Below are 14,007 nucleotides of genomic sequence, written 5' to 3'. Positions count from 1 at the left end.
ATCAAAGACGTCCGACGAAAAGGACGCTTGCGACACGCCGCGCCAGTCCACCTCCTCGACGCCGACATCGCTCAACTTAATCCCAACACCCCAGCTACCGAGCTGCCCTGCCAGCGACGTCGAGAAGCTGTAGCTACTGGTCAGCATCTGGCTCGTCGCCCAGTCACTCGTTCCACCGACCTCCGCGCCGGAAGTCCAGTTGCCTGTGCCGCTGTAGCTGGCACTGAACAACGCCTGGGTGACCGCATCGGCCGAGAGCGGCGTAGCCGCACTCGCCAACCGGTTGAAGTCGTAATAGCCGACGCTCGCCGCGCTGTCCGCGTTTCGCCTGTTGGCGTTCTGACCGCTGCTCTCGCCACTGTCGTAGGACTGAACAAAGCTCCTATTACCGCTGATCCAACGGCCGTGCGGGTGCACGAGGGGCTCCACGGGATGTGCCTCTCGCCAGTCCATGCTCTCAATCAGCTTCTTATGGGCGCTCTGACTGAAAAGTGTCGGGTCGACGGCCCCAATCGCCTCCCCCGGGTTGTACGGTCGCCAGGTCGAAGCGTTGTTGTGGATGTTGGTGACCTTGTTGGGAATGACGATCACTCGGCCTGCCACTAGCGCACCGTCGGTCAGCATGCCGTTGCTCTCGGCGATCAGATACCAGAGGCTGGAGTCGCCCCACATCGCCTGAGCGATATCGCGCAGCGTCTCGCCGTTACGCCTCACGGTGTAGCTGCTGGCGGCGTTGCCGGGGAAGTTGTCGTTGATGGGCTCGTAATTCTGGTCGAAATCCGCGCTGGTCACGGGACTGGGATTCTTATAGCGCTCGCGGCGCTGGTCCGCGGTTTCGGCCGACCCGCGGCGCGCCAGCTCCTCCGCATAGCTCACTCGCGACTTGTCGTCAGGCGTGTTGCCCACGTCCCCGACGCGATGGCCGTCGGCGTAGTAGAAGTAGTGTGTGCCGTTGGTACCCGAGCGGCGAAGCACCTGGCCGTTGGCGTTGGTGACATAGCTGCGACTGACTCCACTGCCATCGTCGAAGGTGCTGCTGATATGGCCGTTGATGTCGTAGCCTAGGGTCGTGTAGTTTTCCTGACCCGCTGCGGCCTTTGTGATCTTGGACTGCTGCTCGGAGTCCCAATACTTGTACTGGTAGGTCGTGGTGGTGCTGAAGCCACTGGTGGGTTGCTGAACGCTCGAAGCGAGCGCTCCGGTGCCGGTGTCGCTGGTAGTCGTGTCGGCAGTGCTCGTGTAGTACTTGTACGTCAGCGTGAAGTTGCCGCTGGTATCACCAAGGTTGTCGATCTTGCCGATGAAGCTTTGCGCGAGCAGCCGGTTGTCCTTGTCGTAGGTGCTGGCAGTGGACTGCTTGTTTTGCAGGTCGGTCAACAGCACCGTGCGGCCGATGTCGTCGAGCTTGCGGGTGGCCACGAGCGTCGTGCCCTGCTTGGTGGTTTGCAGGTAGCCGTCCTGGCTGTAGCCGTATGTCTCGTCGATGGTCTGCGCAACGTTGCCTGATTGGTAGGTGTAGGTCGCGAGGCGGCGCTGGCTGACCTTGTCATAACCCAGCTGGGTGCCCTCGGTGCCGCGCTTGATGACAACACCGGTGTCGGCCAGACCGGTGCCACGCGTCGTGGTGGCCACCCCGGCGCTGGTCTCCAACCGGCCCTTGCTGACGACGAAGCGGTTGAGCTTGTCGTAGGCGTACCAGTAGTCCTGCGTGCCCCCGCCCAGCAGCCCCGCCAGGCCGTCCCAGTAGGTGGCGGTGATGCGCCGGCGGTTGCCGACGGCGTCGAACTCGTAGGCCACGTCGAAGAAGTTGACGTCGCGCACCCGCGAGATGCGGTTGAGCTCGTCGTAGGTGATGGTGGCGTTCTGGTAGGCGGTCGTCTTGGTGCCGTTGACGAGGCTGAAGGTGCCCTCAGCCACCCGGTTGCCGGCGTTGTCGTAGGCGTACTCGCTGGTGATGCCTTGCGTGTTGTCGGTGAAGGAGCGGATGTAGCCGTTGGCGTAGTAGGTGTAGTCGACGTTCTGGCTGGTGCTCTGGCCCGTGTGCACGGTGCTGGTCTGCTTGACGAGCTGGGCGGCGCTGTTGAAGGTGTAGGTGAACTGCGCGCCGCTGAGGTCCTGGTGCCAGGTGGTGTGGCCGAAGTAGTCGACCTTGTCGATGAGGCTGCGCCCGTCGGCCTGCAGCGTGGTGCGCACATAGCCACCGGTGGTGGTGGCCGCGCCGCCGGCGCCGGCCAGGCTGGCGATGCCGCTGGCGCCGGCCTGGCGCAGCTCGTAGGTATAGCCAGTGACGAAGCCGTTGCCGGAGACGGTCTGCACGACGCGCTGCAGGGCGTCGTAGTCGGTGCGGGTGGTGATGCTGAGCGCGTTGGTGGCGGTCAGGCGCTGGCCGAGTTCGTCGTAGGCGTAGCTGTCGCTGAGGTCGCGGCCGTCGGCGAGCGTGCCGGTCGTGGCGTTGGCCAGGCGCTGCACGCCCTTGCGAGTAACAGTGGTGAGCAGGCCGCGCTTGTCGTAGCTGCGTTCGGTGACGGCGCCCTCGGCATCGGTGGTCTTGCGGGCGTCGCCGAAGATGTCGTACTGGCTCGTGCGGATGCCGCCGCCGGTGGCGTTGTAGGTATCGGCATTGCCGCCGGCAGCATCGAATTCGCTGATGACCAGGGCATCGTCGCCGCGGCTGCCGGCCAGGTATTGCACGCGGCTCAAGTTGCCGTTGGCATCCAGCATGGTGGTGTGCCGGCCCAGCAGGTCGTAGCCGAACCGGGTCTCGGGGCGGGCCCGGTAGCGGTAGCCATTCTCAGCGGTGACGAAGGTCTCGGGGTCGAGCTTGACGATGAGCTGACCCTGGGTGTTGTATTGCAGCGTGGTCTTGGCGCCGGCAAGTTGGTCGGCCGTGAGTTGACCGGCCGTGAGGGCTGCTTGGCCCTTGCTCTTGCGGTCGTCGTTGATGGCGGCCAGCATGCGCTCGGCCACGCGTTCGTCACGCTCTTCCACCACGTCACCGAAGGCGTTGAAGGATTGGAAGCGCTTGATGGTGACGCTGGGTTGGTTGGCGAGTACCGCAACTAGTTGTTGGATTCGGGTCCCACCAGACCCATCAATGGCGATCTGGCCGTCTTGCAGCAGCTCCTCGTTGGTTTCATTCAGGTAGGTATAGCCCGCGCTTGTTTTTGGATACAGCCGATAGGCGTAAGTATTTCCAGGAGAAACCAGACCACGGCCATCTATAGAGAACGAGGTAAAGCCGTCCTGTCCATTTTGAGGCGGTTGATATGTGCCCGTAGCGACGCGCCATTGCCCGTTGATCCACAGCTGCGCCTGCGGAATGTTTCTGCCCTTGACATTAAATACAAGCGGCATCGCATTGGGATCCGCGTAATTCGTTTCTTGCGATAAGGTGCCGTCAGCATAAAGGCGCAGGCGCAGGGTCCCTGCCGTGTTGGGCCATCTGAAGTATTGATACTTCAAGAAAAGCACGACGGATCCGCTGGCTGGCCTGTATGAAGAGAGGTCTACCGCAGCTGGCCAATTCGGGCTGTTACCAAACTGCAAACACGTATACCGACCGAGATCGGTGTAGCTGGAACCATCAGTACTTAACGAGAATTGATAGTCGGCATCTTTTCCGAACCCAACCGGGTCCTGAAAATTGACGGCCACACGATTACGATCCGTGCCAGCGGGATATCCCCCCGTGGGAAGTGTGAGCGAATGAGAAACAATGGTTATGTTGCCTTGATTGTCGACGCTAAATTGGCCGGCGCCTTGGCTTTTCACGCTGCACCCCACACCGCTTACTGTGGGCACCCCTATATTGAAAATAGACGTGTACCTGGTATAAAAGAATGTATGAGGACCCGTGCCTTTGTATGACTCCAAGTTAATTGAAAACGCGCCGCTTTGACTTTTATAGCTGCTCGCCAATGGTGCCCATGGGTTGGTTCCCGTGTAGAAGTCAAACCAATCTCCAGCATCCAGCTGGAAATTAATTCTCGGCGCTGATCCACTGATTGTCGTGAATGTTCCCAGCGGAATTACATTCCCTGCTTGCAGATTCGCCGGCTGCATGGGCTGCCATGCCGGAACCCAGGATTGGTCATACAGGCTGCTCATCGTCACCGCGCTCTTGAGCACATCGATCTGCGGATCGACGGTCTGGGTGATGAGGTTGCGGGAGTTGTAGATCGAGACCCGCGAATACAGCGGCAAGGTGACGGTGTCGGCCGGGTTGCGCTTGCCGGAGGTGGCCTGCTGCAGGGTGAGGTTGCGCAGGTCGATGGCCACGTCCAGCCCGGCCACCTTGTAGGTCGCATCGCCATTGCCGCGGATCTCACGCGTCATGTTGCCGTTGGCGTCATACACATAGAACTTGATCGCCCCGTCGCCCGAATTCGTCTTCACGACCTTGCCCAGCGTGGAGTACTCGGCGAACTCCTCCCAGCTGTCGCCGATGCCCTTGGCGCTGAACTCGCCGAAGGCGTTGTAGCGGGTTTTGCGGGTCTCGGCCGCGGCGGTCTTGTCACTCTCYCAATGCTTCTCCACGACGATGCGCCCTGCCGCGTCGAACTCGTAGCTGGTGATGATGTCGCGCAGCTTGGGGGCGCTGGCGGTACTGTCCGAGCGGCGCACGTCCTTGTTCACGCGCCGGCTCAGGTTGCCATTGGCATCGTAGGCATAGGTCGTGATGGCGCCGGCGGCGTCCGTCGTCTGCACGAGCAGCCCGTTGGCGTCGTAGCCGCTGAGCGTGATGCGGTCGYCCGTCTCGACGGTGGTGTCCTTGCCGCGCTGGATGCGCCGCTTGACCTGCCCCAGGCCGTCGTACTCGGTGTCGGTGGTCGGGCGGACGTTGGCGTTCAGGTAGTCCACATACCCCGGCGCCTCGCGGTGTGTCTCGCGATTCAGGCCGTCGTAGCTGATGTCGGTCTGCTCCCAGGTCAGGGTCGTGCCGACCTCCGTGGCCAGCGCCTGGGTCTGCGTGACGGCGCCCAGGCCGTTGTACTGGTAGCGGGTGATGGCGGTCGTCGTGTTCTGCGTGCGGGTGCCGCTGGCGTCGACGGTGTCCTGCGCCACGTTCAAGAGGCGCTGCTCGGTGACGCGGCCCAGCCGGTCCAGGCTGACCTCGGTGATGCGGTTTTGCTCACCCACAGGTACGTTCTGCCCGGCGATGACGGGGATGAGCTGCGCCGGGTCGTTGGTAGCGCCGGCGCTGGCCAGCTTGTCGGCCTGGCGGGCGTAGCCGCCCGGCAGCATCGCGGCGTAGCGGGTTTGTTTGGTGGCGACGTTGCCTGCGTGGCCGTACTCCCACGCGATGGCCGCGCCGCCGGCGTCGATGGACAGGGTCCGCCGGCCGTTGCCGTCGAAGTATTCGAAGCTGGAATTGTCGCGCCCGTCCTTGCGCTCGGTCAGGTTGCCCACCGCGTCGTAGAAGAAGCTTTGCAGCACCGTGTTCTTCGGCGTCAGGCCGCTGATGACGAAGGCGGCCGTGCCGTCACCGCTGCTCCAGGCGTAGAGGCTGTCCAGCGAAGTCTGCGTCTTGCGGCTGAGCGCGTCGTACAGGGTGCGCAGCGTGCGGTCGTTGGCGGTGTCGGCGGTGGTCGCGGGCGCGCCGCCCACCGGGTCGAGGGTCACGCCGTCGGCGATGCGCGTGGCGTAGACGGTTTGCACGACCTGGTTGCCCGCGGCGTCGTAGCTGGCGCGCGAGGCGACGCGGTCGGCGCTGATCTCCAGCGTCTTTTGGTCGAGCGCGTCGTACCAGGCCACGGAGCGCCTGCCGCCACTGACCGTGAGGCCGTCGGCCTGGAGCTGGCCATGGCTGACTTGCTCGATGAGGTTGCCGCGGGCGTCGTAGCGCATCGCGTCGGCCGGCGTGACGGTGCTGGTACTGCCGTCGGCGGCGGTGGCCGTGTAGCCCATGCCGATGCGCCGGACCAGGCGGTCGTTGGCGTCGTAGGCCATCTGCGTGGTGCGCTGTTCGGCCAGGCCCTTGGCTTCGATGCTGGTGATGCGGTTGCCGCGGCTGTCGTATTGGTATTCGTTGACGACGTCCTTGAGCGCGCCGGTGCCGTCCTTGGCCTGCACGGGCAGGGTTTCGGTGAGCAGGCGCCCGAGGCGGTCGTAGGCGTAGGTGACGGTGGCGCCGAGCTTGTTCTTGACGCTCAGGCGCTGGCCGTATGCGTCCAGCACATCGGTACCCTCGACGTAGTTCTCGGCGTCGGTCTCCTGGAGCAGGCGGCCGTTGCGGTCGTAGGTGCGGCTCGTGAGGGCGTCGGCCGTGGCGGCGGTGAGCACGTAGGCCCCATTGGYCTGCGCCGCGGTGGCCAGAACGACGGCTTGGCCGCCCGAGAGCGTGCCTTGCACTTTGGCGTCCACGCGCAGGCTGCTGGTGAGGTTGCCGAAGGCGTCGTAGCCATAGGCAGTGAGGTAGCGCTGTGCATCGACGGATTGCAGCAGGCGCCCGGTCTTGTCGTAGACCTGGTAGCGCTTGAAGCCGCGCGCATCGGTGATGACGCTGGCGCGGCCGAAGGCGTCGTAGTCCGTCGCGGTGACACCGCCCAGCGCGTCGGTGACTGTCGTGACGCGGCCGGCGGCGTCGTAGCCGTAGTCGGTGGTGTAGAGCTTGCGCAGCGCGGTTTGCGCCGCGGCCTTGGCATCGGCGGCCAGGGTGGAGAGGTCGGCGGCGTAGCCCAGCCGCGCGCGCTCGGCCTGCTCCCAGGCGCCGGTGCCTTCGGCCAACGCGAYGCCGCGGGGGTCGATCTCGTGCCACAGGCGGCCCTGGGCGTCGTACTCGTAGCGCGTKGTGCTGGCCAGCGCCGTGCCGTCGGCGCGCGTGATCGAGGTGCGTTGGCCGGCGCCGTTGTAGGCGTAGCGCGTCGTGCTGGCTTGCCCCACCACGTTGCTGGCCAGGACCTCGGTCTCCAGCCGGCCGGCGGCGTCGTAGGTGAACTGGGTCTGCACGCCATTGCCGTCGGTCTCAACGCTCAGTCGCCCGGCGCGGTCGAGTTCACGGATGACGCTGGTCGCCGCACCCAGACCCGGAAGTGCAGCCGTCAACGTGTTCAGCACGGGGGCAAAGGCAGCAGGCGTGTAGCTGCTGCTGCCACTCAGGCGGCTGGCGTAGCGCAGCGTCGTCGTGCGGGCGCTGGCGTCGTCGTAGCGCGTCTCGGTGACATAGCCTTCGGCGTCGACTGCAAAGCGTTGGCGGCCTGCGGCGTCGTAGGCGAACTGCGTGACGCGGCCTTTGAGGGGTGGCACCTCCTCCATGTTGTCGATGTAGCTGACCGTCTGACCTGGCGGCAAATCGGACGCACGCAAGATGGCAAACTCAGCCCGAACGGACTGCCAGTCCATGGTCGGCTCGACAATCGTTGCCGCCAAGCCACTGGCGCGCGACGTGCCTTTTTCATAGACAAAAACGCGCGCGCCGGTGGCAGTCGACTCCATCTCGATGCTGTACGTCTTGCCCGGAACGTAGACCCCGATGTCCACCTCCACAAACGTTCCGGCGGGTAGCTGTCGGCGCTGGGTATAGACGTGTCCGTTGCTCTTGAAAATCAGGGCCGCTCGGCTCATACCACCAGCCCCATCCTTGAGCATGATGTGCATCAACTGCTGGAGGTGAACCGGCTGATAGTCGAGTTTGAGTACAGACCCGACCGGCATCAGCTTTGGGCTGGTCATGAGAGCCCAGCCGCCGTTCGGCAAGGGCTCGCTGACCAGCTTGAGCCGCCCGGCTTCCCATATGCCGACGGAGCCCCCTAGCCCGTCCATGTCCCTGTTGAACTCGCGTTTGGTCGGCGAATAGATCGCCGCGAGGTCAGCCTCGCTTGGCACGGTGCCGACGCTCCAGGTCCAGGGCTGCTCGTGCTCCACGCTCGCCACGATCCGGCCTGCCGCGTCGTAGCGCCGCTCGCTCACGAAGCCTTCTGCATTGACGACGAACCGCTGATTGCCAACCTTGTCGTAGGCGTAGCGGGTGACGTGATCCTTGGCATCGACCTTGACCAGCTTTCCGTAGATCGTGGAGGCCGACATGCCCACGCTGACCCCGGTGATGATCTGCTCGTACCTGCGTTCCAACACGAGCCGATTGGCACCGTCGTACTTGCGTTCCGTGACCTGCCCCAGGGCGTCGACGCTGTAGATCAAACGGCCATCGCCGTCGTAGGAATTGATGCTGAGCTGTTCGGCCGGGCCGGCGCTCAATATGTCCAGAGCAGTACGCAGTTCGTCGTAGGTCTTGCTGGCCCAGCCCGCCGAAAGCGTTGTGGCATAGGTTCGGATGGCCGTGACACGGCCTTCACCGTCGTAGTCATATCGCGTGACGGCACCAAGGGCGTCGACGCCGTAGCGCAGGCGATCGGCGTTGTCGTAGCTGTAGCGGGCCGTGACGTTGTTCTGCGAGTCACGCTTCAACAGCAGGCGCCCGGYCGCGTCGTACTCGTAGCTGGTCTTGAGTTTCAGCCCGTCGGGGTCGACGGTCTCGGACGTGCGTCGGCCCAGGATGTCGTATGCATAGGCCACCTTGCGGGCGGAGGTCGTGCCGGCTCCGTCGATGACAGTGAGCACGCGGCTCTGGGCGTCGTAGCCGTAGCTGGTCTTGAGCTTGAGTCCGCCGGTCACGTCGTCGACGATGACGTCGGCAAGTTCACCCCTGGCGTTGTAGACCTGCGTTGTGACGGTGCCGCGAGGGTCGGTGATCTTGAGCTTGCGCCCCTGGCCGTCGTACTCGTAGCGGGTCTGCAGGTTCAGCCCCACACCGTTGTTGACCAGCGGGTCCACCGTCTGTATCAGCACGCGGTTGGCGGCGTCAAAGCTGTAGCTCGTCGTGCTGGCGGCCCCGTCATTGATCGGGGCACCGCCGGCGTTGGCCTTCAGTCCCTGAACGACCTGGACGAGGTTGTCGTTGGCGTCGTAGCCGTTCTGCGTGACGTTGCCGAGCGCATCCGTCACGGTGAGCAGGTTGCCGTGGGCGTCGTAGGCGTAAGTGGTGGTCGCCCCGGCGCCGTCGGTGACCTTGTAGACCTGACCGAGGCGGTTGTACTCGGTGATGACCTGGATACCGGCAGCCGTCTTTACCGTCAGCTTGCGATTGACGGCGTCATGGGTGTAGGTGACGGTGCTGATGGTGCGATCAACACGGGTGACCATTCGATCCAGCGCGTCATACGTGGTCGATGTGGTGCCGGCCGGTCCCGCAATCGTGATCTTGCGGCCGGTGCCGCTGTCGCGCAGATAGGTGTATTGAGTGACGCGGTTGAATTCGTCGGTGATGTTGTAGAGCCGGCCCAGCGCGTCGAAGGTGCTGCCCGTGATCACGCTGCTGGTCAGCCCCGGGCCGCTGCGTTCGGTTCGAGTGGCGTTGCCACGCCGGTCATAGCCATAGTCCAGCGTGAGGCGGCGCGCGTTGGCGGTGCCCACAGGATCGATGTCGCGGATCTCTTTGCTGAGCTGGCCGAAGGCGTTGTAGCTGTAGTCGGCCTTGTTGCCCAGCGCATCAATGGCCTGCTGGATGAGGCCGCGCTGGTTGAAGGTCACCGCACTGCGGTTGTCCAGGCCGGCGTTGTTCAGCGCGGCAATCGCGCTTGACAGCGAGATGTCAGCTGCAGGCGCACGGCTCACAACCGCTGTGTCAACTTTGCCACCTACCAGACCGGTGGCGTCGGCCACCGAGAGTCGCTGGCTGTGCGTGACCGTGGCCTGCACTTCACTGAAGTTGCTGTAGATCGTCTCCGTGACCTCGCCACCCTTGATCGGGTCGCGCAGGATGGCGTAGACCTGACGGCCTTGCGCGTCGTAGTAGAAGAAGGTCTTGTTGCCGCGCGCATCGGTCACGCTGGTTCGGCGGCCTGCAGCGTCGTAGGTGAAAGTGGTGCTTGTGGCATCGCCTTCGATCTGCGTGCTCTGCACGCGGCCCCAGTCGTCGTAGCCGATGTTCTGCTTGCGATCCTCGCCCGAGCCCTTGGCCAGCGTGGTGGATTTGAGGCGCTGAAGGCTGTCGTAGTCGTAGAAGGTGACGGTGCCGTCCGCTGCCGTCTCCTGCTCCAGCAAACCCCGGTTGTTGTACGTCTTGCTGGCGGACAGGGGCAACTTGGGACTGCTCAACGAGGTCCGCAAGGCATCGGTGAGGTCGCTGGCCTTGAACAACTTCAGACTTGCCGGGCTGCCACTGACCACCGGCTTGATGGCCTGGGCGAGATAACTGATGCTTCCAGCGGGCCGGCCTGCGGTATCGAACTTGTACTCTGTGAGATAACCCTCGGCGTTGACTTGGGCGATTTGGCGGCCCGCTGTGTCATAGACCCACTGGGTGAACTCGTCGTCATTCAATGGCGCGAGGGCTTGCAAGTCGGCCAGCGAGGGGTTGGCACGCTGTGCATCGCTCAGAAGGGCGGAGCGACGCAGCTGCGAGAGCGTGTTGCCCGCCGCGTCGTACTTCCAGACGGTGAGGCCGCCGTCGCCGTCTACCCGCGCGGCAAGGCGCCCCGTGGCGTCGTACAGGTTGCGTGTCGTGCGGTCCCGCGCGGCGTCTGCCGTGGGCGCTGACATGGACGGACCACTGGTGCGCGTGGTGCCCTGGGTTGCATCCAGGCGCGTGACGGCCACGGCGGTGGCATAGCGGGTCTGGGCCGTCAGCGCCGAGGTGCCGTCGTACTTGTTCTCGGTCAGGTAGCCGTCGGCGTCCAGCGTGCCGGCCAGCCGGCCGGCGGCGTCGTAGTAGAAGGTCGTGACGCGGTCATTCGTTGCATCGACCGCGGGACGGACGTCTGCCACCGTCTTGGCGGTGGGTTGGCCCTGGGCGTCGCTCAAGCTGGCCCGCGTGGCTTCGCTCACCAGCGTGGCGTAGGCCACCGTCTGGGTCAGCCGCCCCGCGCCGTCGTAGAGGTATTCGGTGAGCTGGCCGTTGGCGGCGATGTCGGCGCTCTTGCGACCGCTGACGTCGTACAGGGTGTGACTGGAGACGCTGGTGGCGTCCTGCACGCGGCGCAGCTGGCCCACCGCGTCATAGAAGTACTTGGTGGCGCCCAGCGCCGTCTGGCTGACGGCGCCGAGCACGTCGCTGGACACGAGGCGGCCCATCGTGTCGAAGATCTGCACCGTGGTCAGGCCGTTGTCCAGCTTGACGGAGGTCTTGCGATCCGAATCAGCGTAGGTATAGAGCGTGATCGCGGCGTTCGCGTCCACGCTTTTGGTCACGCGGTTCAGCCCGTCGTACAGATAGGTGGTGCCGTTGCTGTTCGTGTCCTTGCTGGAGAGCAGTCGGCCAAAAGCGTCGTAGCTGGTGAATGTCTTGATCGCCCCGCCCGGCGTGGCAACGCCGTTGGACAGGGCCATCGTCGTGTAGCGGCGCTGCTCCTTCACCTGGCCGCGCAGGTCGTAGTCGAACTCGACGATCTGGCGATCCAGGCTCTGCGCCTGGGGACCGTTCACCCAGCTCTCGAGCGAAGTGAAGCTGGGATTGGGGTCGCTGAAAACAGCAGCTGTGTACTGCACCTGGCGCGCGAGCAGCCCCCAGCCGTTGTAGACGTAGCGTGTCACCTCACCCTGCGGGCCCAGCACATAGGCCAGGCGCCGCTTGGCGATTTGCGTCGTGTCGTAGATGTACTGGGTAGTGCGCGCACCGCTAGCCTTGAGTGGGCCAGCCACGCCGTCCGTGTCGGCCACCGTGTAGGTCGTCTCCGAGGCGAGCAGGCCCGTGCTGGTGTAGGTGCGCTCCAGCACGTTGCCCGCCGCATCGGTCCGGCGTGCCAGCTTGCCGGCGCCGGCGTACTCGTAGGTCGTGACTTCGCCCTTGGCGTTGGTGCTGGTCAGCACGTCGCCGTTGTCATAGGTGTAACTTTGCTTGAAGCTTGCACCGCCGAGCAGTGCGCCGCTGATCTCTTCCAGCTGGCCGCTGTTGACGCCGCCGAGGTATTTGAGCGTGGTGACCTGGCCCAGGGCGTCGGTCACCGTGGTGGTGCGGTTGGTGGTGTCGTAGACGAAGCCGGTCTTGCGGTTCTGATCGTCCGTGATGGACTTGACGCGGCTGTCGGGCCAGTAGTCGATGGTCTGTGTGTTGCCATCTTTTTGGGTGATGGTCTGCAGCCTGCCGTTGGCGTCGTAGCCGTAGCTGACGGTGTAGATGTTGGTGTCGGCGGTGGTGTCTTCGGGCGTCAGGTCGGTGGTGACCAGGCTGAGCCGGCCACCGGTGTAGCCGTAGCTGGTGACGCTGCGCGTCTGTTGCGCGCCCTGCGCATCCTTGTAGCTGGTGGTGATCTTGGACAGCTGCGTGCCGGTGTAGTTCAGCGTCACCACTTCGTCGGCCGTTGAGCTGCCGGCCTTGAAGGTGGACAGGCTGCTGATCAGGCCGCCGCCGTCGTAGTCAACCTTGACCAGGTTGCCTTGGGCGTCGCTGACCTGTGAGAGCCGGTAGATCTCCCCGTCGACATTGGCGTAGGTTTCTGCCGTGCCGGTGTCGCCATCGGTCCAGGTCCAGACACCGGCGCCGTAGCTCAGGCTGTCGAACTGGCCCGAGCCCTCGGCCGTGAGGTACTTGCCGGTGGCGGTGTCGAAGGAGTACGACGCCTCATGGCCGTCCGCATCGGTGCGCTTGATGCTGCTGCCGGTGGTGTTGACGGTGCCCACGCGCCCCGACACGCGCCGGTAGTAGCCGACGCGCCAGCCATCCCCGTTATCGCCGTCCCAGCCGCCCTGGCTGTTGTAGGTGCGAAGCAGGTCGACGTCGGGGCCGACGCCCACCAGGTATTCGTCGCGGTCCTGGATGACGAGGTTGCCGTTGGCCGCGTTGACGGTGATCTGCTCACCGGCTCGCCCCGTGGCGGCCTGCCCCAGCCCTCCCGCCCCGCCCAACACGTCCTTGGAGGTGTTGACCAAGCCATTGCCGCTACCCGTGACTACTGAAACCATGTCTCTCTCCCAAGGATCGGTACTACTTAGGTAATCCAGGGTTGAGGTGCGCTGTTTAGCTTCTGTTTCAAATGGTCACATTTCGGCGCCAAGCAGATGCTGGCGAAAGAACCCCACCGTTCGCTCCACCCACGACGCCGTTATCGCGCGCCGGTCAAACCCAGGCGGGTCGCACAGCAGGTCGCATTCCAGGCGGCCAAGGTTGTCGGCCGGCGGCGGCGGTGCCAGCAATGCGCCATGGCCGGCGCCTTGCAGCGCAGCGATCAACTCGCAGCCCTGGCAGGCGGCCAGCAGCGGGTCGCTGTGAAAACGCGGCAGCAGCCAGCGGTCTCCATCGGCGGTGATCAGGCCCAGTGGCACGCGCGGCTTGGCGAGGGTCGCCAGATCAAAATCGGCTGCCACCGGTACGCCGGCCACGACGGCGGCGATGCGCGGGTCGTTGTGGACCTGCGGCGTCGCGTCACGGAACTTCCAGTCGAGCACGTGCCGGGCCACCCAGAGCTTGAGGCCGTCCAGCGCACCGCCGGTCAGCCGCGTGGCCAGGCCGATGCAGCTGTAGAAGTCTTCGGCTAGGTCGCGCTCGCAACGGGCGCGAAAGCGCTCGGGCGACCAGGCGCCGCCGGCCAGGCTGAGCATGGTGTGGCCGCCGGCGGACATGCCGAAGCCGCCGACGCGGTCCAGCTTCAGGCCGGCAAAGCGTGGGTCGGCAGCGACGCGGTCGATGGCATGGCTGATCTCGGCGGGGCGCTTTTTCCAGCTGTCGGGGCCGGGGCTGCCGGGGTCGGCCCAGTTGTCGCCGCGGTGCAGGGGCAGCACGACCGTGAAGCCGGCCTCGACCAGGGCCTTGGCCAGCGTCGTGTGCACCCAGGGCCCGCCGCCCGAGCCGTGCGAGATGGCGATGAGGCGGCCATTGCCGGGGGCCGGTGGCGCGTCGGGTGCCAGCATCAGCTGCAGGTCGCCGCGCGTTTCAGGCCGGCCGGCGGCGGCGGTGGGATAGAACAGCGTGACGGCGCCGCCGTCATCGTCGGCGGGCAGAGTCAGTGTGCCGACGGTGGCGGCGTGCGCGGAGGCACTCAGCGCCAGGCTGGTGAGCAGGAAGCGGAAGAACAT

At 64.9% G+C, this 14,007-nt stretch carries 2 protein-coding genes; both read right to left on the bottom strand.

Going from position 1 to position 14,007, the window contains the following annotated elements; genetic code table 11:
* Positions 1-12,897 (bottom strand): hypothetical protein (locus ACXJKR_RS10555; protein ID WP_457322808.1); only part of this gene is annotated, 12,897 nt, incomplete at its 3' end.
* A gap of 75 nt (positions 12,898-12,972) precedes the next feature.
* Positions 12,973-14,007 carry an alpha/beta hydrolase family protein gene (locus ACXJKR_RS10550; RefSeq protein ID WP_457322807.1) on the bottom strand — a complete coding sequence of 345 codons (1,035 nt, stop codon included), beginning with the start codon at positions 14,005-14,007 and terminating at the stop codon, positions 12,973-12,975.

It is taken from the genome of Roseateles sp. P5_E11 (genome assembly GCF_054049355.1).
This window is presented reverse-complemented; position numbering and strand designations above follow the sequence as displayed.